We start from the raw sequence: 24,138 nt of genomic DNA on the forward strand, positions 1-24,138 counted from the left end.
TCGCGCCGTTTGACCGCATGCCTCGTGCCAAGCAGGCGATCGGAAAATGTCTTCGCTTTCTCTGTCAAGGCCGCCGGCTTGATGGGTTTCTGCTTCCGGATGGTGCGTCCATTATCGACCGCTTCTCATTTCCGGGATCTCCGGCCTTCCCGGGACTGCAGGTTTCCCTTTTCCGGGCGGATGGACTTCATCCCCGGACCTGCAGCCATCCCTTTTCCGGGGCTGATTTTTTCCGGAGGCTTTCCGTACCGGGCCTATGCGTTTTTGGCCGGTTCTTTGCCCGGATGCGGCCGATTTTCCTTCCGCCGGTCGACGGATCGTGGCCCGTTTTCCTCGCTGCGGTCCGAAAGCCTTTTTCCTGCCCGTCGGCAAGTTTTGTCCTCCGTTTCATTTTCCTCAAGGAAGGTCCGCCAGGGGTCGATTTTGCCGCTCTTTTCGTTCCCCGCGATCCGGAATGGACGATCCCGCCGGCTGCGCAAGAAGCCGTGCGGATCCTCAATCCCTCCATCCCTCCATCCGATCCGGGATGGTCCTCTTTTCCCTCTTCTTTTGATCCGAAAACCTTCATTCCCTCATTTCGTGTTGAAAACTTCCGGATTTCCATATCGAACCGGGGTGATGGTCTTGCGCTTTTGCCTGGAGGACGGATTTCTCCGTCCGGAGCTCCTGTCGAAAACGAAAGGGGAAACCGCTTTTTTCCGCATCGACGATTTGCGGGAGATCCCCGTGCGGGAGCGGGATGCTTCCTTTCCCTTTGACCGTTCCCTGCAGCTCCACCTGGCGGGGAAGAAACTGCTTCTCGAAGAGATTCCCTTTCCGTTGGCGCTCGTCCATTCCCATGCCGAAAGGGGCTATATCGCTTATGGAAAAGGGGTGGAAAGGCGGAGCGGAGGTTATTTTTGCCACCGGTGCCACAATGAAAATCCGCGCCTTTTCCACGTCTTCCCCTGCGCCCGCTGCCGAAGGGAATGCGCCTATTGCCGGCGATGCCTGATGACGGGCAGGATCAGCCAATGCACTCCCCTTCTCGAATGGCGGGGGCCTGAACCTGCCGTTCCGTGCCGGGTGCAGTCCGCCTGGCAGGGGGAATTACAGCCGGCCCAACGGGAAGCGGCCGGCCGGATTGTCCGGGCCATCGAGAAAAGGGAAGCGCTGATCGTTTGGGCGGTATGCGGGGCGGGAAAGACGGAGATGCTTTTTCCCGGCATCGGCCGGGCTTTGAAGGAAGGGATGCGGGTGGCGATTGCCACCCCGAGGACGGATGTGGTCTTTGAATTGGTCCCCCGTTTGAAACGGGCCTTTCCAACCGTTCCGGTCGCCGCCTTGTACGGCGGCAGCCAGGAACGGTTCCGCTTCGCCCCGCTCTCCGTTTCCACCACCCATCAGCTGCTCCGTTTTTACAAAGCCTTCGACGTGCTCATCATCGACGAAGTGGACGCCTTCCCCTTCTCCTGCGATGAAATGCTGCAAACCGCGGCGAACCGGGCAAAAAAGGACACGGGGGCGCAAATTTTTTTGACGGCGACCCCGAGCGAAAAATGGAAAAGGGAATGCCTCCGGGGATTGAGAAATTGTGTGATCTTGCCCGCCCGTTTTCACCGCCGTCCCCTTCCCGTTCCCCGTTTTGTTTGGTGCGGAAACTGGCGGAAGGCCATTCGGAAAGGGCAGCTCCCGGCCAAAGTGGCCGATTGGGTGAGGGAACGGGTGCGGCGCGGCAAACGATGCCTCGTCTTTTTTCCCGATGTCGAGCGGATGGAGCAGGCGCTCCCGCTGTTTCTTTCCTTCTGCCCCGGCGCCTTGTCCGTCCACGCCAATGATCCGCAGCGGAAAGAAAAGGTGGAAAAAATGCGTAAGAAGGAAGTGCTTGTTTTGCTGACGACGACCATCCTCGAACGGGGCGTCACCTTCCCCGATATTGACGTGGCCGTAGTCGGAGCGGAGGACGATATTTTCACGGAAAGCGCCCTTGTCCAGATCTCCGGACGGGTGGGCAGGCATCCGGACTATCCGGACGGGGATGTCGTCTTTTTCCACTACGGGAAGACAAGGGCGATGATCGAAGCGAAAAAACACATCATGTGGATGAACCGGGAAGCGGAAAAAAGAAAACTTTTGAGCCGATATTAATCGAAAAGGAGGAATCGGGATTTGCCTTTCTTCCGGTCCTGCGATTGTTTGTTGTGCGGTTCTCCCTTCGTCCCGGATATCGGTTGGAACACCTTTTTCCTCGGAGAAGCGGAGGAGGAAGTTTGCCGGGAATGCCGGAAAAAACTCGTGAAACCGGAGGGGCCCCTTTGCCCCCTCTGCAGCAGGCCGTTAAATAAAGCCGGGGAAAAATACCGCTGGGGGAACCGGTGCCGGGATTGCCATTTTTGGGAAAAAAGCGCAAAATTCCGCGGCGTCCTGGAAAAAAATATTTCTCTTTACGAATACAACGGCTTCCTCCAAGAGGTTCTGTACCGGTTCAAATACCGTGGGGATTATAAAATCGCCCGCGCCTTTTCCCGGGATCTGAAAAACGCGATGAAACGGCTTCCCTTCGATGCCGCCGTTCCGATCCCGTTGAGCGAAGAGAGGCTTTACGAGCGGGGATTTAATCAGGCGGAAGCGCTGATCGCCGAAGCCGGCCTTGAGCCGCTGCATGCCCTGACCCGGGTCCATTCGGAAAAACAGGCAAAGAAATCGAAAACGGACCGAATCCTTCTTGCCGGAGTTTTTCAGCTCCATCCGGCATCCGGGGATGTCAAGGGAAAAACCCTTTTGCTGGTCGATGACGTTTATACGACCGGCTCCACCGTGCGCCATGCGGCGCGGGTGCTGAAAGAGGCCGGAGCCCAAAAAATCCTTTCCCTGACCGTGGCAAGAAGTTAAATTGTTAAATTTTTTTCCAATTCCTGTTTTCTTTTTTTTATAATGGAAATGGACGGAATATTTTCCAGAGAGTATGCGCATGAACTTGGAATGTGAAATTATTTCCTTTCGTTTATCCGGAAAAAATGTTCGTCTGCGGGGGAGTGGAGATGAATCTGTTGAATTGCCCGAAATGCGGCAAATTATTTGTGCAAAACGCCGGCCAGGAACTTTGCCGGGAATGCTTTTTGGAAGAGGAAGAGGCCTTCCAAAAAGTCAACAATTTTCTTCGCGACCGGAAAAACCGGATGGCTACGATGATGGATATCATTGAAAACACGGGTGTAAGCCAGGATCTCATCATCAAATTTATCCGGAAAGGGCGGATTCAGGTCATCCATTTTCCCAACCTGGCCTATCCTTGCAGCCGCTGCGGAAAATTGATCAGGAAAGGGAACCTGTGCGAGGATTGCATAAACGAGCTGCGCAATGATTTGGAAGTTTTTGAGAAGGAACGGGAGCGGCAGGAAAAGCTGCATCTGAACACCTACTATATTAACAGGGGACCGGAAAACATGAAAAAATAACGGGGACGGCGTCGGCGGGATCTGGCCTTCGAAAGATCATTGGCGGTTTTGCGGAAGACCGGTTGAAAGCGATTCCGAAGCCGCCTTTTATTTTTGGGGGGCCTGCGGGGCCCCGGGAAATTCCTGTCCGCCGGGCCTCGATTTCAAAAGAATCCCGGTTTTAAAAAGCCCGCCGGCAGGCCTCCGCTGCGGCATTCGGATCCTGACGGCGAAGTCCGAACGGGAATTCACATGGCGCAGCCAGAGGAAATCCGAAACGGAGGATGACCTTCCTGCCAAAACGGGCCCTTGCAGCACCCCCTTCTTCCGGGCCGGGAAGGATTCGCCCGCGGGCGGGCCGGTTGAAATCGGAAGAAAAGAACCATTAAACATTGGGATGATGATGACGATATATATGCTAGATGAACGGAGCGGAAATGAAAGAGAGGGTTGGATATGAAAATCGATCCATTCGGTCCGACCGGAATTCACCCTTACAAACAGCCTTATCCCAGGGCCTTATCGGCCAATCATAAAAAAACGAAGGACCGGCTGGAAATCTCCAGCGAAGCGATAAAGCTGCAGCAACACTCCTCGGTGATCGCCGACCGGAAAAAGAAGGTTTCCGAAATCAGGAGCCAAATCGAGAGCGGGACGTACAAGATCGATGAAAAGGAACTGGCCAAGGCGATCTTTCGTTATTATTTCGGCGATCGCTGAGCCGATCAACATTTTCCCGGGAGGTGAAGGGGATGGACGTGCAAGGGATCATCGACATATTGGCCAAACAAACGAGGATCTATGAAAAACTTTTCCAGCTGGCGAAGGAAAAAACGGAAGCCATCAAAGTGAACGATATCGATACCCTCAACCGGATCACCGAACAGGAACAAGTCCATGTGGCCGAGCTGCAACGATTGGAATCGGAACGGGCGGGACAGATGGAAAAGACGGCCGGAGGAAACGGTTCCCTGACGCTGTCGGAATTGTTGCAAAAGGCGGATGAAAAGGACTTGCTGCAAAAGACGGCGGAGGAATTAACCGACATTTTGAAGAAATTGAAAGAAGCGAATGAATTGAACCAGGAGCTTTTGTATCATTCCTTGCAGTTCATCCACTTTTCGTTAAGCCTCATCCAGCCGGGCGAACCGGCATCCGGATACGGTCCGGGAGGGAACCATAAGGCGCCCGAAAGACGGCAAAGCAAACCGTTGCTCAACACGAAAGTGTAAATGATCAGGAACGGAGGAAAAGGAAGATGATTCCCACATTCCACGGTTTAGAGACGGCAAAAAGGGGAATTTCGACCCAGCAATCCGCTTTATTTACCGTCGCCCATAATATCGCCAATGCCAATACCGTCGGTTATTCGAGGCAGCGGGTAAGTTTCACCCCGACGAATCCTTATCCGGGAACCGGGCTCAACCGGCCGGAGATCCCCGGGCAAATCGGGACGGGGGTAACGGCGGGAAAAATCGAAAGGATCCGCGACGCCTTCCTCGATCGCCAATACCGCCTGGAATCCAATAAACTCGGCTATTACGCCACGCTGGCGGATTCTTTGGGAAAAATTGAGGAGATCATGAACGAGCCGTCGGAAAGCGGCCTCCATTCGGTGATGGAGAAGTTCTGGAAGGCCCTGCAGGATTTGGCGAACCATACGGAGAACACCGGCGCCCGCGAAGTCGTTGCCTCCACCGGGGAGATGCTCGCGGAAACGATCAACTACTATTACAATTCTTTGGTCCGGATGAAAAATGAAATCGGAAATCAAATCTCCGTCAAAACGAAGGAAATCAATACCCTCCTTTCCCAAATCGATCAGCTGAACAAACAGATCGCAAGCATCGAGCCGAGCGGCCAGTTGCCCAACGATCTGTATGACCGCCGGGATTTGCTCGTTGACCAGCTTTCTTCCTTGGTCAACATCAAAGTGAAGACCGTCGTTCCGAAAAATTACGGAAAGGCCGATCCTTCGGCGGTCGGGGTCTATCAAATCGAACTCGTCAAAAACGACGGTTCTTCCTACGCGCCGCCGGTTTATCTCATCCACGCCGACCCGGCTTCCGGCAGGACCGCCGTCAATGAGGTCAAGGTGCTGGATGAAAACGGGCAGTCCGAATCCCTGTCGGGAAGCGTGCAGACGGTCATGGTCGGGGAGCAAAGTTTGCCGGATTTCTCCTTCCTTGGGGAATTGGGGGCCTTGATCGAGAGCTTCGGCTATCAGGACAGCGGCCAAGTGAAAGGGATTTATCCGGAAATGATTCAAAAACTGCACAATTTCACTTTGGCCTTCGCCAATGAATTCAATGCCGTCCATCAGGCCGGATACAGCTTGGGAGGAACCGCCCCGTCCGGTCTGGACTTCTTTGTATTCGACAGCGCCAATCCGGCGGGAACGATCCGGGTCAGCCAAACGATCTTGGATGATACGGGCAAAATCGCCGCCGGGCTGAATTCCGGCGATTCCGGGGACAACGGGAACGCCGCCCTCCTTGCGGCCATCAAATCGAAGAACTTTAGCGATTATATTACGAAGGCCCAACTGCCTCCCAACATGAATGGAACCATCGATTCCTATTATGCCGGCATCATCGGCAAATTGGGCGTCGATGCCCAAAACGCCATAAAAGACCGGGACAACGTCCAGGTCTTGGTCGATTCGGTCGATTACAACCGGAAATCGATCAGCTCCGTTTCCCTGGATGAGGAAATGACGAACATGATCACGTTCCAGCATGCCTATAACGCTTCGGCAAGGATCATCACGGTCATTGACGAAATGATCGATAAAATCATCAACGGCATGGGCATCGTGGGACGCTGATGAAAGGAAAATAAAAGGCAGTCCTGGCGGCGGGCGCACATCGCCGCCCGCCGGAAGGGGCGATAAGGATTTTCAGAGAATTCGAGGATCAAGGTGGTGAACGCGATGCGGGTAACCCAATCCATGTTATCCCATAATATGATCCGGAACCTGTCGACGAGCTATAAGCGACTGGAAAAACTGCAAAATCAGCTGCTGACCCAGAAGAAAATTACCCGTCCGTCCGACGACCCGGTCGTGGCGATGCTCGGTTTGAGCTACCGGACGGATGTGAACCGTATTGAGCAGTATCAAAGAAACATCGGCGAGGTTACCAACTGGTTGGACACGACCGATGCCGCCCTGGAAGAGGCCGTCCAGGTGCTGCAGCGAATCCGGGAACTGACGGTGCAGGCGGCCAACGGGACGTATGAAGAAAATCAAAGGGGCTTCATCGGGAAAGAGATCGAGCAGCTGAAGGAGCAGCTCTTGCTGATCGGGGACACGGATATCGCCGGAAAATATATTTTTAACGGATCGAAAACAAATGTGCGGCCGAACGGGACGTTTGCGACGGGGGATATTGAAATTGAAGTCTTTAACGGCATCCGGATGAAGGTGAACACGGATGGGCAGGCCCTTTTCGGGGATCTGTTCACCGGCACGGGCGTCCTTCAACGGCTGATCAATGATCTGAACGATCCCGCGGTTCCGGACGACCAGCTGGACGACTATATCGGTGAGGTCCAATCGGTCATCGACCGTTTCCTGGCGGAGCGGGCCAACATCGGCGCCAAGCAAAACCGCGTCGAGCTGATGAAGGATCGCTTGTCGAAGCAGGAGGTCTTCGCCAAGGACGTTTTGTCCGCGAACGAAGATGTGGACGTGGAAAAGGTGATCGTGGAACTGACGACCCAGGAATCCGTCCATCGGGCGGCCCTTGCCGTCGGTGCCCGCATCATCCAGCCGACCCTCGTCGATTTCCTGAATTAAGCTATTCCATCGCGGATAGCTTTTTTCTTTATGTGCCTGTCCCGATTTTTTGCTTGCAGGGGCAAAATATTTGTGGTCAAAGGTGCCTGATAAACCCCGCGCCGTGGTTTAAGGCCCCCTTTTTATCCCGCCGGTCGAGGGAACCGAATGGAAGCGCGGCGGCTGAAAAGGGCATGGGAGTGCGGGCGATTGGTTTGACTGAATTTTTTCCCGCCGCAGGATGATCGGCAAAAAAAGAGAAGGCTCAGAAAATAAAAGTTCCCACGGACTTGCCAGAAGGAAGGCCTTCTCTTGCGCAAGATTCATCAAAATTTTTTTCAAGGATTTCGCGAATGCGATTGACCGCTTTTCATTTTTCATGATCCGTGACACAATGAACGGGAGGGAAAGGGATGCGGCTTCCGCAAATCCGGATGGAATCCGTGATGGCCAGGATCGGCCTGGTGCGGGAAAAACCGGTCCAGTCCATCGAACAGCCGAAGGCGATCGTTACGATCCGGCAGCCGAAAGCCATCTTGGAAATCGAAACGGAAAAGGGAAAACTCGTCATCGATCAAACGCAGGCTTGGGAAGACCGGAATTTGCAAAATATTTTGCGGACGAACGAAATGTATGTGGAGAAAGCCTATCAGGAATGGCTGAAAAACATCGCCCGAAGAAGGGATCAGGGCGATGAACTGATGCGGATCGAAAACGGGGGAAATCCGATCGCCAGACAGGCGGTCGAAAACAGCGAAGGGGAGGAAAAACGGTTCAATGTCGGCTGGGTGCCTTCCTTTTTCAGCGTCAAATTCCATTATAAACCGGCGAAGGTGCATATCCGTGCCGTGCCGCAAAAGCCGGTGATCGAGGCGCTGCCGCGAAAACCCGTTCATACGTACATCCCGGGAGAGGTCCGCGTGTATATGGAGCGCTGGCCTTCGTTAAAAATTGATTTCGTCCATCTGTTCGACGAAAAGGTATAGAGGGTGAAACCCATGAAAATTAAAACGAAATACTTTGACGAAATAGACATTGATGAAAAGGATATGATCACTTTTGAAAACGGGATCCCCGGATTTTGGGAAGAAACGAGGTTTGTGATTCTCCCGTTTACGGACGACGGGCTTTTTGAAATCATGCAATCGGTCGCGACGCCGGAACTCGCCTTTGTCATCACCGATCCTTTCTTCTTTTTTAAAGACTATGCGTTTGATTTGGAAGATGCGGCGGCGGAACAGCTGGGGATCGAAAGGCCGGAAGACGTAAAGGTTTCCGTGATCCTGACGGTCCATGATCCCTTCGAAAACACGACCGCTAACCTGCAGGCTCCCGTCGTCATCAACCGGAAAAACCGCAAGGCGAAACAGGTCGTTTTGAACAATGTCCCCTATACCACCAAGCATCCGCTGTTTCCGAAAAAGGGTGCCGATGCCGGCGGAGGGGTGAAATGATGCTCGTATTAACCAGAAAAAACGGCCAATCGATCCAGATCGGGGAAAACATCCGCATTACTATCCTGGACGTCCAAGGGGAACAGGTAAAAATCGGCATCGAGGCGCCGAAATCGCTGGAGATCTACCGGAGTGAAATTTACGAACAGATTCAAGCGGAAAACCGGCTGGCGGGCAGCCTTACCCCAGGCCTTTTGGACCTGGTAAAAAAGTCCTATAAAAATTAAAAAATTTGTCTGTTTCCATTAAAACTTTTCCCTCGCTTTCCGATATAAAGGATGCAACGGTTTACGAGGGCGGCCGACCTCAAAACCCGTTTACCAAAGCGTTCACAAGGATGTGAACAAAAAAATTCAAGGAGGAATCGGTAATGAGAATCAACCATAACATTTCGGCGTTGAACACCTATCGCCAACTCTCTTTCAACAACACCCAAACGGCGAAAAACCTTGAAAAACTTTCTTCCGGTTACCGGATCAACCGCGCCGGCGACGACGCCGCTGGTCTCGCCATCTCTGAAAAAATGCGCGGGCAAATCCGCGGCCTGGAAATGGCGACGAAAAACGCCCAAGACGGCATCAGCCTGATCCAAACGGCGGAAGGCGCTTTGAATGAAACCCACGCGATCCTGCAACGGATTCGTGAACTGGCCGTGCAAGCCGCCAACGACACGAACACCGACAACGACCGTAAGGAACTGCAAAAAGAAGTGGACCAATTGATTGCAGAAATCGACCGCATCGCCGATACGACCCAATTTAACACCAAAAATCTGTTGAACGGCTCAGGAACCGGAATAGTATTCCATATCGGAGCGAATAGCGCCCAAAGTGTGACTTTGGATATTTCTAGCATGAAAGCCAAAGCTTTAGGTTTGCAAACGAGCGGCGCCAGCGGCCTTCAAAACTTAAAAATTGATACTCAAGCAGATGCTGATGCTGCGATCTCAACCATTGACACCGCTATTGACACAGTTTCTTCCGAACGGGCGAAACTCGGGGCCATGCAAAACCGTCTGGAACACACCATCAATAATTTGGGCACAGCCGCTGAAAACTTGACGGCTGCCGAATCCCGGATCCGTGACGTGGATATGGCAAAAGAAATGATGGAATTCACCAAGAACAGCATCCTGACCCAAGCCGCGCAAGCGATGCTGGCCCAAGCCAACCAATTGCCCCAAGGCGTCCTGCAATTGTTGCGCTAATCGGCAAACGAGAGACTTCGAAGTCAATTCTTCGGAGTCTCTTTTTCTTTGCTTGCGGATGTAACGCCGGCCTGCGGGGGAATTTACAGGTCCGGCATAGGCGCAGATCTGCGGATGGGACCGGGCGGGAGCAGCCGCTTTCCCGAATCATACCAATGACTGGGACGGCCGTGAAACAACGGCCGCTTTTTCATGGAAGGGAAATTGGAAATTTTCAAAGTATGAGTAAAATATTTGTGGGCAAAATTTAGCCCTTCAATAGGTGAGCGATCGAAGACGCCCTTTTCAAGTAGGTGTGCGATCGAAGACGCTCATCCAATGAAGGGGGAACCCTGCATAAGCGAGTCGGGTAAAGAAGAATTCATGAAAAAGGGGCTGACTTGGCAGAATAAATAAGACAACTGAAGGAGCAAAAACCATGGAGTATCAAGAATATCCGGATATCCAAACGATTGAAAAGATTGCTTGGAAGGAAATGGCGGGGATTTTTTCAACCATCATGAAAAGAAAACGGATTTCTCCGCATCATTATATTCACTGTACCTTTTCTGTTTTTTGTTAACCTGTTAGTGGCATCGATGTTGGACAAACGGCAGCGGATGTCGGACACGGGAAAGGATGATGGACATTTTTTGCCCGATGATGGACGTTTTTTCCCGGATGATGGACATTTTTTCTGTGATGTTGGACAAATTTTTTTCCATGTTGGACAAAAAATTTCAAATGATGGACATTTTTTTGAAAATGTTGGACAGTCCCATGCGGTGTTGGACGTTTTTTCTCAGATGTTGGACGATCCGGTTATAATGTTGGACAGTCAGCCGGGAAAGGCGGACGGAATGTTGAACGAATTCCTCCAGATGTTGAACAAAAAGGATCCATTCTTGAACATTTGGCAAAAAATGTCGAACATTGTGCTTTGGATGTGGAACGATCCGGAGATGAAGAATAGAAAAATATCGAACATTCCGGTCCGGGAATCCATGAATATTGAAATGTAGAACAATAAAACTTCCTTGTTGGTCGAAACCATGTAATTTGAACAATAGACCTTCCGGTCCATGGCCAGCCGGAAATGTCGGTTCCCCGGACATCCGTCTTACTCGCGGATGTCCCTGGAAATGATCAATTGCGGGGAGCCGACCGGCCGGACATAGGCGCCGGTAAAAAATTGCCGACATGCGCTTGACTCAATCGTTGGAAGACCAAGGGATTGACACCACCGGAATGCGTCCGATGGGAAGCGCGAAAGGAACGATGAGCGTGTTTGCCAAAAGGCTGAAAAATGGTCGCAGCTGGGTGGAAAAGGGGCAAGTGCCATGTTCACCGGAATGGTGGCCTATTTGGATCAATTGGCATGAATAACGCTGTTTGGAAGAGTGGAAAGATGGACAGAAAGCGAGGAAGAAAAGAACCTGCCGAAACATTTTCTTGAAAAGGTGGAGAAGTCACAAGAGACAACCTCACGATCTTAAAAAACAAGGCAGATACGCCCACATATAAAGCGCTGAAAGCACTGTCCGGTTTTTAAAAACGCGGAATATTGACCAAGGAGAGAACCCTGAACGTTTGTATCCGTTTTATATTCCCGGCACGGGGTTAAAAAAATGCCCACATACGCTTGACTCAAACATTTTCAAAAAACGGATTGACAGTGAGAATTATTCTCATTATCATTATAAATGAGAATGGTTCTCATTTTTATTTGCCGACATTTCTTCCGGAAGAAAGCGAACGAAGCCTATGAACAAAATCGTTTTGCTCCTTTCGATGCTGATCTTGTCCGCCGCCTCGCTTTTTATCGGCGTGTCGGATGTCGGCATCAAGGATGTCTTTCATTTGTCGGGGGAACAAAAGGAAATCTTGCTGATCAGCCGCCTTCCCCGTCTGCTGAGCATTGTCGTCGCCGGCGCAGGCTTGAGCATCGCCGGCCTCATCATGCAGCAATTGAGCAGGAACAAATTCGTGTCTCCGACGACGGCGGGAACGATGGATTTTGCCAAATTGGGGATCTTGATCGCTTTGCTGGTCTTTTCCCGATCCGGCCCTTTTTTAAAAATGGCGGTCGCCTTTCTGTTCGCCCTTTTGGGCACCTACTTGTTCATGAAAATCGTGGACAATATCAAGTTCAAAGATCCCGTTTTCATCCCCCTCGTCGGGCTGATGCTGGGGAACATCGTCAGTTCCATCTCCACCTTCTTTGCCTACCGGTATGATTTGATCCAAAATATTTCATCTTGGCTGATCGGCGATTTTTCCAACGTGATCAAAAGCAGATACGAACTGATTTTCATCAGCGTGCCCCTGGTCATGCTCGCCTATTTGTATGCGAACCGTTTTACGATCGCCGGCATGGGGGAAGACTTTTCCAAAAACCTTGGCTTAAACTACAAAAACGTTGTCCGTCTCGGATTGGTGATCGTCGCTTTCATTACATCGTCGGTCATTATCACCGTCGGCGTCATTCCGTTTTTGGGCCTCATCGTTCCGAACTTGGTTTCCATCTACCGCGGCGACCATTTGAAACGAAGCCTGCCCGAAACGGCGTTATTCGGATCCGTGTTTCTATTGGCCTGCGACATCCTGGGGAGATTAATCATCTATCCCTATGAAATTCCGATTCATTTGACGGTTGGCGTGATCGGCAGCGGCATCTTCATCTATTTGCTGTTAAGGAGTAAAAGGAATGAAGCGGCTTAAAGGAAAAATCTGGCTGTTGGTTTTCTTGGCCGTCCTCCTCATCGCCCTGTTCCTCTTTTCCGGTTTGTCAGGGAATATTTCCTACATCCTGCCGCGGCGGGCCATGAAGATCGCGGCCATCATCCTCACGGGTGCTGCCGTCGCCTTTTCAACCGTCGTTTTCCAAACGATTACCCAAAACCGGATTTTGACGCCGAGCATCATGGGATTGGATGACTTGTACGTGTTATTGAACACGGTCATCATCTTTCTTTTCGGTTCGACCCGGCTTACGATGATGGACCGGAACATTCAGTTTCTCCTCAATGCCGGCATCATGATTCTGTTTTCCGTCCTGATGTACCATTTCCTTTTTAAAAGGGAACAAAATATTTATTTCTTATTGCTCATCGGGTTCGTCGTCGGCACCTTTTTCGAAAGCTTCTCTTCCTTCATGCAGGTGCTGATCGATCCGAATGAATTCCAAATCGTTCAAGACCGGATGTTCGCTTCCTTCAACAACCTTAACATCGACGTGCTTTATCTCGCCTCTGCGCTGTTTGCGGCGGCCGCCCTTTTCTCTGTCCGGGATTTGAAATATTTGGATGTCATGGCTTTGGGCCGCGACCATGCGATCAATTTGGGCGTCGATTTTGATGTGGCGGCCAGACGGTTCATGGTCATTGTGGCGGTTTTGACGAGCATTTCCACGGCCCTGGCCGGGCCCGTCACCTTTCTCGGTCTGCTCGTCGCAAACCTCTCCTATGAATATTTAAAAACCTATCGTCATCGGGAATTAATCTTGGGGGCGATCCTCATCAGCATCATCGCCCTCGTCGGCGGGCAATGGATCGTCGAGCGCGTTTTCGCCTTTTCCACCACTTTGAGCGTTATCATCAATTTCATCGGCGGCATCTATTTCATCTATCTTTTGCTGAAGGAGAATCGGTCATGGTAGATGTGCGGCATGTAACGAAACGGTTCGGTTCGAAAAAGGTCATTCGCGATGTTTCCGTCCGGATCCGGAAAGGGAAGATCACCTCTTTCATCGGCCCGAACGGCGCCGGAAAAAGCACGTTGCTGTCGATGATCAGCCGCCTCATTTTAAAAGATGAAGGGGAAATCCACATCGACGGCACGGAAATCAGCAAGCGAAAATCCCGGGATTTGGCCAAGAAAATTGCCATTTTGAAACAGGCGAATCACATTCAGTTGCGCTTGACCGTCCGGGAACTCGTTTCCTTCGGCCGCTTCCCTTACTCGCAAGGGCGGCTGACGCAAGAGGATTGGAAAAAAGTCGATCAGGCCATCCGCTATATGGATTTGGAAGAGATACAACACGAATATTTGCAAAATTTGAGCGGCGGCCAGCGGCAGCGCGCCTTCATCGCCATGGTTATCGCGCAGGATACGGATTATATTCTGCTGGATGAACCGTTGAACAATTTGGATATGAAACATTCCGTGCAAATCATGAAAACCTTGCGCCGCCTGGTGGATGAACAGGGGAAAACCGTCATTCTTGTCATCCATGACATCAATTTCGCTTCCATCTATTCCGATTACATCGTCGCCCTGAAAAACGGCGTCATCGTCAAGGAGGGGCCGGCGGACGAGATGATCGACCGCGACATCCTGCGGGAAGTATATGATATGGATATTTCCATCGAAAACTATAAAAACTGCAAGATTTGTTTATATTTTACGTAAAAAAATGGGAGGCAGGTCATGATGAAAAAATACCGTTTCTTTCCGTTCCTTTTCCTTATCGTCCTGGGATTCATGATCACCGGCTGCGGGAAAGCGGATCAGAGTTCTTCCCAAGGCGATGAGAAAAAATCGGAAACGTTAACCATCACCCATCCATTGGGAAAAACGAAGGTGGAAAAAAATCCGGAAAAGATCGTTGTCTTCGACTTCGGCATGTTGGATACGCTGGATCTGATGGGCATCGAAGTAACCGGCGTGCCCCAGGCCAACATCCCCCCCTATCTGGAAAAATATAAGGATAAAAAATATGTGAATGTCGGCAGCTTAAAAGAGCCGGATTTCGAAAAGATTGCGGAAATCGATCCCGATCTGATCATTATCTCCGGCAGGCAGTCCGACTTGTATGAAGAATTTACAAAACTTGGTCCGACCGTCTACATGGGCCTGGATACGTCCCGGTACCTCGATTCCTTTAAAGAAAACGTGCAAACGTTAGGAAAAATTTTCGACAAAGAAGCGTTTGTCAATGATGAAATCGCCAAGATCGAAGAAAAAATCGCCCAGGTGAAAAAGAAGGCGGAAGAGGCCAATAAAAACGCGTTGATCCTTTTGGCCAATGAAGGAAAAGTGAGCGCGTTCGGACCGGGTTCCCGTTTCGGTTTGATCCACGATGTCCTCGGCTTTAAGCCCGTCGACCCGAATATCGAAGTATCCACCCACGGCCAAAGCGTTTCCTTCGAATACATTTTGGAAAAAAATCCGGATTACTTGTTCGTCGTCGACCGGACGGCCGTGGTCGGCGGAAAAACGAACGCGAAAGATACGGTGGAAAATGAATTGGTGAAAAAGACGAAAGCCTATCAGGAAGGCCATATCGTATATTTGGATCCGAACTTTTGGTACTTGTCCGGCGGCGGGTTAGTCTCCGTCCGGGAAATGATCGAGGAGGTCGAAAACAGCCTTCCGTAAACTTAGTGAGAATCATTTGCGGCGGATCGGCGATGCGAGAACGCATGAAACCGCCGAAAACTAAGGATTCGCTGTCGTACGAAACGTTTTCTGTCGAACCGACGCGGAAGAAAAGCCCGGAAAATGAAAGGCAAGGGGCGAACCGCGGGCCGGGGAAGCCGGCCCTGCCCATGGCTTGCATGAAGGGAAATTCAGGCTGCTTTTGCTTACAAAGCAGCCCATTTTTTTATCTCCGCAAGGATAGGGAACGGCGGGCGGAAAAGCTCTTCCCTTGCATTGCGTCGACCGGGAAAAGGAAAGGAGCTCCCGTTGGGAGGCGAATCCGAATGGCATCTTGCAGAACCCCGGCTGAAGGAACGGCCTCCGGGGCGTGCCGCCGATGAATCCGACCGGATGGGGCGGAAGCCCGGACAGGGGAGCAGGAATCCGGACCACAAAGAAGGAAACGGGCAAATTGTTCGACCGGGTCCTTACGCTTTGGCGATCTGCCGCCGATAAGCGGGAGACAGCGGGAGGCAAAGGCCGGGTTCGGTACGGGAAACCGGCCTCTCGGATCTTTTTCGGATGAATCCGGGAAAGGAGGGACGCCTTAGCCGGGAAAAATGGCGGAAAGCGCAATGTGCCTCCCGCCGGCCGGACCGGGCATCCCTGAAATCGAATCTTTAAAATCGGCGGATCCGGACGATATAATTAGTAAAAAGGAACTGTAAGGAGCATGGCGATGCAATTCATCTTTCAGGATCAAGCGATTCATCTGCCGGAAAGGGATCCCGGCGCCGTCCGTCAATTCATGGAGCAAATCAATAAGGCCTTAAATGAAAACGGATTGGTATTCAGCCATTTTCTCGTCAGCGGGATGCCTTACTACGGGGATATCTATTCGTTGGTTGACGAATATTGGAATAAAGAGCTGCCTGTCGAGATCGTGGGGATTACAGAAGAAGAATGGCTATCGGAAGCGAAAAGGGAAATCCTCGGCTACGTCGGCCGGGCGGCAGGGATTTTGCAAGAGCTTTCGCAAACCCTCTATTCCGGCGAATCCTCCCCTGCCGTATGGCGGCAGATGAGCGATCTGTCCGAAGGGATGGAGTATTTGCTGAAAATCTTTTCCAAAACGAGGATTTTGTCCAATCCGGATCCGATCATAAGCGGCATCCAATCGGTTTCGGGCCAGCTGGTTCAAGCGCTGGAAGCCCGGGACCTTGTCCTTTTGGCCGACTTGATCACCTATGAAATTTTGCCCCTGTTTCAGCAAATCAAGGAACGTTTGACAGCAGAGGAAGGTACCGATGTTAACGGATAACCGGGTCTTTTTGAAGGAGAAAGCGAGCGGAATTTTAGAGCGCCTCGATGCCGTTTTCGATTCCGGACGGGTGGGCTGCGTCGAGGCAAAAAACGGGCAAAAGACGCTGCAAATCGAAAAAAACGGGCGGATGCTTCTGGTTCACAGCGGCTATGATCCCGGGAAGGAAGCCGCTATGATTATGGAAAGATTGAGGGGGAAACTGAAAGAAAAAGAGCCGGTCATTTTTATCGGCTTCGGCTTGGGCTATCATATCGACGCGATCGCCGAAAGGTTGTCGCCCCCCTGGTTTTCGGTCATCGAATTTTCTCCGGAAGTCTTAAAAGCGGCTTTATCCGTTTATGACATAAAAAAAAGGAAATTTTTCAAAGGGTTGAAGCATCTCCATTTGATCGAGAACGAGGAACAGATTTTGCCCGCCATCGTCCAAGATGTGGACGACGTCAACCGCCCGCCGCAGCTCGTCATATTGCCGAGCTACGAAAGGATTTTTAAAGAGGAGGTCGCCCGATACTTATCCGGGTTTCAGCAATATTTGAAAGAGAAAAAATCCCGGTATGTGACGACCCTCCATTTCGAAAAAAGGTGGATAATCAACAGTCTGCAAAATTTCCCCTCTTTGTTGAAGACGCCGAATCTGCTGGCGGATTTTGACCGTTCCCTTTTCGAGAACAAGCCTGCCGTCCTGGTTGCGGCCGGACCATCGCTAAATGAAGAATTCGACCACCTGAAAAGGATCAAAGAGGACCGATCCGCCTACATCTTTTCCGTCGGGTCGGCCATCAACGCCCTGATCGAGCACGGCATCTATCCCCATGCCGCCTTTACCTACGATCCGACGCCCCATAATCAATTCGTTTTTCAAAAATTGAAAGAAAAGGGGATTACAGAGATCCCGTTGGTGTTCGGTTCGAGCGTCGGCTTCGAAACGCTGAAGGATTATCCCGGGAAGATGGCCCATTTCATCACGAGCCAGGACTGGCTTTCCGCCTACACGCTGAAACACCGGGAACTTGCCGATATCGATATCGCGATGGATTCGCCCTCCATTGCCATCATCACCTTGCAGATTTTGGACCGGTTAAACTGCAACCCCATCCTTTTAGTGGGGCAAAATTTTTCCTTCCGCGAACGGAAACGCTATGCTTCCGGGATCGAATATGATATGGTTGACAGCGAACTGGGCGAGAAAGAAATGGAAGGGACCTTTGAAACCGAATCTGTCGACGGCGGAAAAGTGCTGACCAACGAAGGGTACATGCAAATGAAAAAATCGATGGAATACGTCCTCGAAGGGATGATAGGGAAGACGGTCTACAATACGACGAAAAAGGGGGCGAAAATCGAGCATACGATTTACCGGGAATTATCCTCCCTCGTTGACGAACTGCCGAAAAACGGGATCGTGCTGCCCTGGTTCACCGACGAGCGGCCGAATTACGATCTTGCCTTCATCGAAGAAAAATGGAAAACCATCGTCTCCGAATCGGAAAGCATCGGAGAAAAGATTGATGAGATCCGAAAAATGACGGCAAAAATCGAGCAAACGCTGCAAATGCGCAAACTGCACAAAATGGAGCATTTGTATCAGTCGCTGGAAGGAAAGGTCAACGGCTTGCAGAACACCCTCGTCTACAAAATCTTCCTTCGTTCGATGACCCAATTTGAAACGGAAATTGCCTCCAAGGAAATTGCCGCCGTCCGGAACAGCGAGGATGCCATAAAAAAAGGGCAAACGGTCGTGAAGGAATACCGGCGGCTGGTGGACGCATGGGAAGCCGCCTTCCGGACGGTCAAGGAGGAAATCAAGAAGATCGGCGGCGAGGTATTGGCCGAAGTCCAAAAAGTCGGGTAAAATGAAGCGGATGCCGAAGGATTTGGAATGGCCGGAGCCCAGCAGGATTTAAGATTTTTCACATCCTGTTGAACTCCTCCGGTATCAGGTGAACGGCTTGGCCTTTATCAACAACAATTGGCAAGGAAGGATCAGACATGGAATTGGACGGAAAAGTGGTTTTGGTAACCGGCGGCACCGGTTCCTTCGGGAAAAAATTCGTGAAAAAAATATTGGAATACGACATCAAAAAGGTGATCGTATTCAGCCGGGATGAACTGAAACAATATGAAATGGCCCAGGAATTTAAGGATCCCCGCATCCGTTTCTTTATCGGGGATGTCCGGGATAAAGACCGGCTGTACCGGGCCTTTGACGGGGTGGACATCGTCGTCCACGCGGCGGCCATGAAGCAGGTGCCCGCCTGCGAATACAACCCCTTCGAAGCCATTAAAACCAATATTTACGGCGCACAAAACGTCATTGAAGCCGCCATCGATCGGGGCGTCCGGCGGGTCATCGCCCTGAGCACGGACAAGGCCTGCAGTCCCGTCAACCTTTACGGGGCTACGAAGCTGGCTTCGGACAAACTGTTTGTCGCCGCCAACTCCTATGTGGGCGGAAAAGAAACCCGGTTTTCGGTGGTCCGCTACGGAAATGTGGCCGGAAGCCGGGGGAGCGTCGTCCCCTTCTTCAAAAAAATCCGCCATACCGGCAAATTGCCGATCACCGACGAAAGGATGACCCGTTTCTGGATCACCCTGGACCAGGGCGTCCAATTCGTCATCGACAGCCTGCGGCGCATGCGGGGCGGGGAGATCTTTGTGCCGAAGATCCCGAGCATGCGGGTGCTCGATTTGGCGGAGGCGATCGCGCCGGAATGCGAAATCGAGATCGTCGGCATCCGGCCGGGAGAAAAGCTGCATGAAGCGATGATCTCCGAGGACGATGCCCGCCACACGCTGGAATTTGACACTTATTATGTGATTCAGCCGGAATTTCCCTGGTGGTCCAAGGAAGGGCTCGAGGGCGGAAAACCGTTGCCGGAAGGGTTTAAATACACCAGCGACACCAACACCCAATGGCTGACGGTGGAACAATTGCGCAAACTGGTGGAAGAAATATAGGTGTGCATCTGTTTTTTCCGTTTGGGGAGATGAAGAGATGGAACGGACAACATTCCGGCCGGTCAGGGAGAGCTATTTGCCCTATGGCCGGCAATGGATCGACGAGGAGGATATCGAAGCGGTCGTCAAGGCATTGAAGGGGGATTTTCTCACGACCGGTCCCTACGTTTCCCGTTTTGAACGGGCGATCGCCGACTACGTCGGGGCAAAATACGCCGTCGCTTTTTCCAACGGCACCGCGGCGCTGCACGGCGCCTGTTTTGCGGCGGGGATCGGGGAGGGAGACGAGGTCATCACCACCCCGATGACCTTTGCCGCCAGCGCAAATTGCGTCCTTTACCGGGGCGGTGTCCCCGTTTTCGCCGATATCGATGAGAAGACGTACAATATCGATCCCCAAAGCGTGGAAGAAAAGATCACGGAACGGACGAAAGCGATCATCCCGGTGGATTTCGCCGGACAGCCCGCCGATTTGGATCCGATTTTGGAAATCGCCGAAAAGCATCGCCTCGTCGTCATTGAAGATGCGGCCCACGCCCTGGGAGCGGTGTACAAGGGGAGAAAAGTCGGATCGATCAGCGATATGACGATGTTCAGCTTCCATCCGGTAAAACTGATCACGACGGGGGAAGGCGGAATCATTGTCACGAATAACGAAGAATACTACGAAAGGCTGCTCCAGTTCCGGACCCACGGGATCACCCGGGACCGGAGCAGGATGGCCGAAGACCACGGCCCGTGGTATTATGAGATGCAATTCCTCGGTTACAATTACCGCTTGACCGATATTCAGGCGGCATTGGGGCTCAGCCAGCTGAAAAAGATCGAAAAGTTCCTGGAGTTGCGGCGCCGGTATGCGGCCATGTACAATGATGCGTTCAAGGGGATGGATGAGCTCATCCTCCCGCATCAGCCGGAATGGGCCGAATCCGGCTGGCATCTGTATGTGATCCGGCTGAGACCGAAAAAACTCGCCGCATCCCGAAGGGAAATCTTTGAAGCGTTGCAACGGCAAAATATCGGGGTGAATGTCCATTACATCCCCGTTCATTATCAGCCGTATTACCGGAAGCTGGGGTATGACAAAGGGATCTGCCCGAAAGCGGAAAGGGTGTACGAAGAAATCCTCACCCTGCCCCTCTTTCCGGCCATGTCTGAGCAGGACGTCCGCGATGTCATCGAGGCGGTGAAAAGAACCGTCGGCCAATACCGGAAATAGGATGATGCGAAGGTGAAAGTCACGGCGATTATTCAAGCCCGCACCGGTTCCACCCGGCTCCCCGGGAAGGTGTTGAAGAAAGTGCTGGGGAAACCGCTGCTGGAATATCAGGTGGAAAGGGTAAAAAGGGCGAAGACGGTGGAGGCGGTCGTCGTCGCCACGACGGATAATGAACGGGATGACCCCATCGTCCGGCTTTGCCGGGAACTTTCCGTTCCCGTGTACCGCGGGCCGGAAGAAGACGTCTTGGCCCGTTATTATGAAGCGGCCGTCCGCTTTCATGCGGATCCCGTCGTCCGCCTGACGGCGGATTGCCCCATCATCGACCCGGCGGTCATCGACCGGGTGGTCGCCTGCTATGTACGGAATCAAGGGAAGTATGATTATGTGTCAAACACTTTGGAGCGGACCTATCCGCGGGGGATGGACACGGAAGTGGTCTCCTTCCGGGCGTTGAAACGGGCCTTTGAAGAGGCGAAGGATCCGGCCTCCCGGGAACATGTCACCGCCTATATTTATCGGCACCCGGACCGGTTCCGGATCGGGAATGTTTCCCATCCGGCGGATGAAAGCCGCCACCGGTGGACGGTGGACACCGGGGAAGATTTTCTGCTCATTCAAAAGATCATCGAAAGACTGTATCCGGAAAATCCGTTGTTTACCATGGACGATGTCCTCCGGGTTTTAAGGGAAAACCCGGAATGGGCGGAAATAAACGCCCATGTCGAACAAAAGAAACTGTAGGTTGTGTTTTCCATGAAGATCGTCTTTCGCGTGGATTCATCCTTCACCATCGGTACGGGGCATGTCATGCGGTGTTTAACGCTGGCCGGCCAATTGCGACAGAGGAAAGCCGACAGCTTTTTTGTATGCAGGGAAATGGAGGGAAACGTCATTTCCCTGATCCGGGAACAGCATTTTCCCGTTTTCACCCTGCCGGAAGTGGAAGACCGTCGGGTTCTCCAATGGTATGAAAGGAACTGGGAACGGGATGCCCGGGAAACCTTGTCCCTTTTGGAGCGGCATCTGGATTCGGCGGATTTTCTTGTCGTCGACCATTACGGCTTGGACGAAAAATGGGAATCCCGGATGAAGCCCTTCGCAAAGAAACTGATGGTGATCGATGATCTGGCCAACCGCAGGCATGACTGCGACATTCTCCTGGATCAGAATTATGTTTTTCGGTATCGGGAAAGGTACAAGGATTTGGTTCCGCCGGGATGCCGGCAGCTTTTGGGCCCCGGATACGCCTTGCTGCGGGAGGAATTTTTCCGTGCCCCCCGTAGGGTCCGTAACGGAGAAATCCGCAACATCCTTGTGTTTTTTGGCGGATCGGACCCGACCAACGAAACGGAAAAAGCGCTGGAGGCCCTGGTGCGGCTTGAGGATCCGCCAGCCGTTCATGTGGTGGTGGGGGCCGCCAACCCGAAGAAAAAGCGCATCGAGGAGATTTGCGGCAGCTATCCCCATCTTTTTTTCCATTGTCAAGTATCTAACTTGGCGGAGCTGATGAACGAAGCGGATTTGGCGATCGGAGCGGGGGGAACGGCGACCTGGGAACGCTTGTTTTTGGGGCTCCCCGCTCTGATCGTGGTTGTGGCGGAAAACCAAAGGGAATTGGCGGAAGCCGTCAGCGCGTTCGGGGCGGCCGTGAATCTCGGCTGGAGCCGCGAAGTGACCCCGGAGAAGATCTTTCATGAGATCTCCCGGCTGAGGGAGGATCCCGAAAAAGTCCGGGCGATGGCGGAACGGGCAGGGGAACTTGCCGATCGGGACATGGTCAAGACTTATCCTGTATTGAAGGCGATGATGGGGGAAGGAAGATGAACCTGCTGGCGCGCGCGAGATTGGTGGACATGGATGCTTCCCATCTCGAAATGGTGTTGAACTGGCGGAACCGGGAAGCGATCCGTTCGGTCATGTTCAACGACGGAATCATATCCATGGAAGAGCACAGGAAATGGTTTGAAAAAACGGCGCAGGATCCGCGGACGATCGTAAAAATCTTCGCCTTTGACGATACCCCGATGGGGCTTGTGAATTTTACGGATATCGACAAAAGGAACGGCAAGTGCTATTGGGGATTCTACATCGGCGACCCGGACGCCCCGAAGGGGGCGGGGACGATCATGGGCTACCTGGCGTTAAATTTTATCTTCGGTGAAGCCGGGATCCGGAAATTATGCGCGGAGATTCTCCGTTCCAATGAGCGGAGCCTCCGTTACCACGAGCGGCTGGGGTTCCGGACGGAGGGGATTTTCAAGGAACACGTCCTGAAAAACGGCCGCTATGCGGACGTCGTCGCCATGGCGCTCTTTCAACGGGAGTGGCAGGATAAGCGAAGGGAGATCGAAAAATGGATCGGGGGATTGGGGCTATGAACGAAATCGTCATCGAAGGCAGAAAGATCGGGCCGGGACACAGACCGTTTATCATTGCCGAAATGTCGGGGAACCACAATCAATCGCTGGAACGGGCGCTGGCGATCGTCGAAGCCGCCGCCAAGGCCGGGGCGGACGCCCTGAAGATTCAAACCTATACGGCGGATACGATGACGTTAAATTTGGAAAATCCCGATTTTCGCATTGAGGACAGTGAAAGCTTGTGGAAAGGGAATACCTTGTATCGGCTCTATCAGAAGGCCTATACCCCTTGGGAGTGGCACAAGCCCATCTTTGACCGGGCCCGGGAATTGGGGATGATCCCTTTCAGCACGCCTTTTGACGAAACGGCCGTGGATTTTTTGGAAGAGCTGGATGTGCCGATGTACAAAATCGCCTCGTTTGAAAACACGGATATTCCGCTCATTAAAAAGGTGGCTTCCACGGGGAAGCCGATGATCATTTCCACGGGGATGGCCACCGCCGCCGAACTGGATGAAACGGTCCGGACGGCGAGGGAGGCCGGATGCAAAGATCTCATCCTATTAAAATGCACCAGCACCTATCCGGCCGACCCGGCGGATTCCAACCTGTTGACCATCCCCCATATGAAAGAGCTGTTTGACTGCCAGGTCGGTCTGTCGGATCATACGTTGGGGGTGGGGGTGGCGGTCGCGGCTGTCGCCCTGGGGGCGACGGTCATTGAAAAGCATTTTACCTTATCGCGGGCCGAGGGCGGCGTGGATGCGGCGTTTTCCTTGGAACCGGAAGAAATGAAGGCCCTCGTTCTGGAAACGGAGAGGGCCTGGCGGTCGCTGGGACGGATCCATTACGGTCCGACGGAGAGGGAGCAGGCGTCATTGAAGTTCCGCAGGTCGATTTACGCGGCGGAAGACATCAAGGCGGGGGAAAAATTGACGCGGCAAAACATCCGGGTTATCCGGCCGGGGTACGGCTTGCCCCCGAAATATTATGAAATGCTCCTCGGAAAAGAATTGAAGCGGGATGTGAAAAAAGGAACGCCGTTAAGCTGGGAGCAGCTGTTGTAAGAGCGTTTTTCC

The 24,138-nt window shown here is 52.3% G+C and carries 25 protein-coding genes and 1 pseudogene; all 26 read left to right on the forward strand.

Annotated features, from left to right (window positions below):
• Positions 1-618: 618 nt before the first annotated feature.
• The 26 genes and pseudogenes from A3EQ_RS0109770 (at position 619) to pseI (ending at position 24,126) form a co-directional block, all read left to right on the forward strand.
• Positions 619-2,127, forward strand: coding sequence for a DEAD/DEAH box helicase (locus tag A3EQ_RS0109770; RefSeq protein ID WP_407637026.1), 1,509 nt, complete (start codon positions 619-621; stop codon positions 2,125-2,127).
• Between the two features lie 21 nt (positions 2,128-2,148).
• Complete coding sequence (locus A3EQ_RS0109775) at positions 2,149-2,871, forward strand: ComF family protein (protein ID WP_020154993.1); 723 nt, start codon at positions 2,149-2,151, stop codon at positions 2,869-2,871.
• A gap of 149 nt (positions 2,872-3,020) precedes the next feature.
• On the forward strand, positions 3,021-3,437 hold the full coding sequence (locus A3EQ_RS0109780) for a TIGR03826 family flagellar region protein (protein ID WP_026499880.1): 417 nt from the start codon (positions 3,021-3,023) through the stop codon (positions 3,435-3,437).
• A gap of 435 nt (positions 3,438-3,872) precedes the next feature.
• Positions 3,873-4,136 carry a flagellar biosynthesis anti-sigma factor FlgM gene (gene flgM / locus A3EQ_RS0109790; protein WP_020154996.1) on the forward strand — a complete coding sequence of 88 codons (264 nt, stop codon included), beginning with the start codon at positions 3,873-3,875 and terminating at the stop codon, positions 4,134-4,136.
• A 32-nt stretch (positions 4,137-4,168) separates the two neighbouring features.
• On the forward strand, positions 4,169-4,648 hold the full coding sequence (locus A3EQ_RS20895) for a flagellar protein FlgN (protein WP_020154997.1): 480 nt from the start codon (positions 4,169-4,171) through the stop codon (positions 4,646-4,648).
• A 26-nt stretch (positions 4,649-4,674) separates the two neighbouring features.
• Positions 4,675-6,243: a flagellar hook-associated protein FlgK gene (gene flgK / locus A3EQ_RS0109800; RefSeq protein WP_020154998.1), complete on the forward strand. Its 1,569-nt coding sequence runs from the start codon at positions 4,675-4,677 to the stop codon at positions 6,241-6,243.
• A gap of 105 nt (positions 6,244-6,348) precedes the next feature.
• Positions 6,349-7,215, forward strand: a complete 867-nt coding sequence (flgL, locus tag A3EQ_RS0109805; protein ID WP_020154999.1) for a flagellar hook-associated protein FlgL — start codon at positions 6,349-6,351, stop codon at positions 7,213-7,215.
• Positions 7,216-7,607: 392 nt separating this feature from the next.
• Entirely contained in the window at positions 7,608-8,180 is a 573-nt protein-coding gene (locus tag A3EQ_RS0109815) for a DUF6470 family protein (RefSeq protein ID WP_020155001.1), read from the forward strand.
• A 12-nt stretch (positions 8,181-8,192) separates the two neighbouring features.
• Positions 8,193-8,648, forward strand: a complete 456-nt coding sequence (gene fliW / locus A3EQ_RS0109820) for a flagellar assembly protein FliW (protein ID WP_020155002.1) — start codon at positions 8,193-8,195, stop codon at positions 8,646-8,648.
• Positions 8,645-8,875, forward strand: coding sequence for a carbon storage regulator CsrA (gene csrA / locus A3EQ_RS0109825; protein WP_020155003.1), 231 nt, complete (start codon positions 8,645-8,647; stop codon positions 8,873-8,875). Before fliW ends, csrA begins: the two co-directional genes overlap by 4 nt.
• Before the next feature lie 143 nt (positions 8,876-9,018).
• Complete coding sequence (gene hag / locus A3EQ_RS0109830) at positions 9,019-9,855, forward strand: flagellin Hag (protein WP_020155004.1); 837 nt, start codon at positions 9,019-9,021, stop codon at positions 9,853-9,855.
• A gap of 418 nt (positions 9,856-10,273) precedes the next feature.
• On the forward strand, positions 10,274-10,417 hold the full coding sequence (locus tag A3EQ_RS22490) for a hypothetical protein (protein ID WP_020155005.1): 144 nt from the start codon (positions 10,274-10,276) through the stop codon (positions 10,415-10,417).
• 19 nt (positions 10,418-10,436) lie between these two features.
• Complete coding sequence (locus A3EQ_RS22910) at positions 10,437-10,856, forward strand: hypothetical protein (RefSeq protein WP_244874573.1); 420 nt, start codon at positions 10,437-10,439, stop codon at positions 10,854-10,856.
• Between the two features lie 202 nt (positions 10,857-11,058).
• Positions 11,059-11,166, forward strand: a pseudogene (locus tag A3EQ_RS22915) (UPF0236 family transposase-like protein); the annotation flags it as partial.
• 432 nt (positions 11,167-11,598) lie between these two features.
• Entirely contained in the window at positions 11,599-12,555 is a 957-nt protein-coding gene (locus tag A3EQ_RS0109855) for an ABC transporter permease (protein ID WP_020155009.1), read from the forward strand.
• Positions 12,542-13,492 carry an iron chelate uptake ABC transporter family permease subunit gene (locus A3EQ_RS0109860; protein WP_020155010.1) on the forward strand — a complete coding sequence of 317 codons (951 nt, stop codon included), beginning with the start codon at positions 12,542-12,544 and terminating at the stop codon, positions 13,490-13,492. The genes A3EQ_RS0109855 and A3EQ_RS0109860 overlap by 14 nt, the downstream gene beginning before the upstream one ends.
• Complete coding sequence (locus A3EQ_RS0109865) at positions 13,486-14,244, forward strand: iron ABC transporter ATP-binding protein (protein ID WP_020155011.1); 759 nt, start codon at positions 13,486-13,488, stop codon at positions 14,242-14,244. The genes A3EQ_RS0109860 and A3EQ_RS0109865 overlap by 7 nt, the downstream gene beginning before the upstream one ends.
• Before the next feature lie 21 nt (positions 14,245-14,265).
• On the forward strand, positions 14,266-15,213 hold the full coding sequence (locus A3EQ_RS0109870) for a siderophore ABC transporter substrate-binding protein (protein WP_040369344.1): 948 nt from the start codon (positions 14,266-14,268) through the stop codon (positions 15,211-15,213).
• Positions 15,214-15,934: 721 nt separating this feature from the next.
• Positions 15,935-16,516 (forward strand): hypothetical protein, encoded by a 582-nt coding sequence (locus tag A3EQ_RS0109890; RefSeq protein ID WP_154652850.1) that lies wholly within the window; start codon positions 15,935-15,937, stop codon positions 16,514-16,516.
• A complete protein-coding gene (locus tag A3EQ_RS0109895; RefSeq protein ID WP_020155016.1) occupies positions 16,503-18,371 on the forward strand; it encodes a motility associated factor glycosyltransferase family protein in 1,869 nt (622 codons plus the stop codon). Before A3EQ_RS0109890 ends, A3EQ_RS0109895 begins: the two co-directional genes overlap by 14 nt.
• A gap of 137 nt (positions 18,372-18,508) precedes the next feature.
• Positions 18,509-19,477, forward strand: coding sequence for a UDP-N-acetylglucosamine 4,6-dehydratase (inverting) (pseB, locus tag A3EQ_RS0109900; RefSeq protein WP_020155017.1), 969 nt, complete (start codon positions 18,509-18,511; stop codon positions 19,475-19,477).
• A gap of 37 nt (positions 19,478-19,514) precedes the next feature.
• The gene (gene pseC, locus A3EQ_RS0109905; RefSeq protein WP_020155018.1) at positions 19,515-20,696 is read left to right on the forward strand and encodes a UDP-4-amino-4,6-dideoxy-N-acetyl-beta-L-altrosamine transaminase; all 1,182 of its coding nucleotides are present in this window, start codon (positions 19,515-19,517) and stop codon (positions 20,694-20,696) included.
• A gap of 12 nt (positions 20,697-20,708) precedes the next feature.
• Positions 20,709-21,440 carry a cytidylyltransferase domain-containing protein gene (locus tag A3EQ_RS0109910; RefSeq protein ID WP_020155019.1) on the forward strand — a complete coding sequence of 244 codons (732 nt, stop codon included), beginning with the start codon at positions 20,709-20,711 and terminating at the stop codon, positions 21,438-21,440.
• A gap of 12 nt (positions 21,441-21,452) precedes the next feature.
• Positions 21,453-22,523, forward strand: a complete 1,071-nt coding sequence (gene pseG / locus A3EQ_RS0109915) for a UDP-2,4-diacetamido-2,4,6-trideoxy-beta-L-altropyranose hydrolase (protein ID WP_026499884.1) — start codon at positions 21,453-21,455, stop codon at positions 22,521-22,523.
• Positions 22,520-23,077, forward strand: coding sequence for a UDP-4-amino-4,6-dideoxy-N-acetyl-beta-L-altrosamine N-acetyltransferase (gene pseH, locus A3EQ_RS0109920; protein ID WP_020155021.1), 558 nt, complete (start codon positions 22,520-22,522; stop codon positions 23,075-23,077). The genes pseG and pseH overlap by 4 nt, the downstream gene beginning before the upstream one ends.
• Positions 23,074-24,126, forward strand: a complete 1,053-nt coding sequence (gene pseI, locus A3EQ_RS0109925; protein WP_020155022.1) for a pseudaminic acid synthase — start codon at positions 23,074-23,076, stop codon at positions 24,124-24,126. The genes pseH and pseI overlap by 4 nt, the downstream gene beginning before the upstream one ends.
• Positions 24,127-24,138: the final 12 nt, after the last annotated feature.

The organism is Caldibacillus debilis DSM 16016, assembly GCF_000383875.1.
GTDB lineage: Bacteria > Bacillota > Bacilli > Bacillales > Caldibacillaceae > Caldibacillus > Caldibacillus debilis.

What these genes read in the sequence shown, in the direction of transcription:
- pseG (WP_026499884.1), top strand. Translation starts at nt 21,453, where the DNA reads ATGAAGATCGTCTTTCGCGTGGATTCATCCTTCACCATCGGTACGGGG.
- flgM (WP_020154996.1), top strand. Translation starts at nt 3,873, where the DNA reads ATGAAAATCGATCCATTCGGTCCGACCGGAATTCACCCTTACAAACAG.
- fliW (WP_020155002.1), top strand. Translation starts at nt 8,193, where the DNA reads ATGAAAATTAAAACGAAATACTTTGACGAAATAGACATTGATGAAAAG.
- csrA (WP_020155003.1), top strand. Translation starts at nt 8,645, where the DNA reads ATGATGCTCGTATTAACCAGAAAAAACGGCCAATCGATCCAGATCGGG.
- A3EQ_RS20895 (WP_020154997.1), top strand. Translation starts at nt 4,169, where the DNA reads ATGGACGTGCAAGGGATCATCGACATATTGGCCAAACAAACGAGGATC.
- A3EQ_RS0109890 (WP_154652850.1), top strand. Translation starts at nt 15,935, where the DNA reads ATGCAATTCATCTTTCAGGATCAAGCGATTCATCTGCCGGAAAGGGAT.
- hag (WP_020155004.1), top strand. Translation starts at nt 9,019, where the DNA reads ATGAGAATCAACCATAACATTTCGGCGTTGAACACCTATCGCCAACTC.
- pseI (WP_020155022.1), top strand. Translation starts at nt 23,074, where the DNA reads ATGAACGAAATCGTCATCGAAGGCAGAAAGATCGGGCCGGGACACAGA.
- A3EQ_RS0109860 (WP_020155010.1), top strand. Translation starts at nt 12,542, where the DNA reads ATGAAGCGGCTTAAAGGAAAAATCTGGCTGTTGGTTTTCTTGGCCGTC.
- A3EQ_RS0109770 (WP_407637026.1), top strand. Translation starts at nt 619, where the DNA reads ATGGTCTTGCGCTTTTGCCTGGAGGACGGATTTCTCCGTCCGGAGCTC.
- A3EQ_RS0109815 (WP_020155001.1), top strand. Translation starts at nt 7,608, where the DNA reads ATGCGGCTTCCGCAAATCCGGATGGAATCCGTGATGGCCAGGATCGGC.
- A3EQ_RS22490 (WP_020155005.1), top strand. Translation starts at nt 10,274, where the DNA reads ATGGAGTATCAAGAATATCCGGATATCCAAACGATTGAAAAGATTGCT.
- pseC (WP_020155018.1), top strand. Translation starts at nt 19,515, where the DNA reads ATGGAACGGACAACATTCCGGCCGGTCAGGGAGAGCTATTTGCCCTAT.
- pseH (WP_020155021.1), top strand. Translation starts at nt 22,520, where the DNA reads ATGAACCTGCTGGCGCGCGCGAGATTGGTGGACATGGATGCTTCCCAT.
- A3EQ_RS0109870 (WP_040369344.1), top strand. Translation starts at nt 14,266, where the DNA reads ATGAAAAAATACCGTTTCTTTCCGTTCCTTTTCCTTATCGTCCTGGGA.
- A3EQ_RS0109895 (WP_020155016.1), top strand. Translation starts at nt 16,503, where the DNA reads ATGTTAACGGATAACCGGGTCTTTTTGAAGGAGAAAGCGAGCGGAATT.
- A3EQ_RS0109865 (WP_020155011.1), top strand. Translation starts at nt 13,486, where the DNA reads ATGGTAGATGTGCGGCATGTAACGAAACGGTTCGGTTCGAAAAAGGTC.
- A3EQ_RS0109855 (WP_020155009.1), top strand. Translation starts at nt 11,599, where the DNA reads ATGAACAAAATCGTTTTGCTCCTTTCGATGCTGATCTTGTCCGCCGCC.
- pseB (WP_020155017.1), top strand. Translation starts at nt 18,509, where the DNA reads ATGGAATTGGACGGAAAAGTGGTTTTGGTAACCGGCGGCACCGGTTCC.
- flgK (WP_020154998.1), top strand. Translation starts at nt 4,675, where the DNA reads ATGATTCCCACATTCCACGGTTTAGAGACGGCAAAAAGGGGAATTTCG.
- flgL (WP_020154999.1), top strand. Translation starts at nt 6,349, where the DNA reads ATGCGGGTAACCCAATCCATGTTATCCCATAATATGATCCGGAACCTG.
- A3EQ_RS0109780 (WP_026499880.1), top strand. Translation starts at nt 3,021, where the DNA reads ATGAATCTGTTGAATTGCCCGAAATGCGGCAAATTATTTGTGCAAAAC.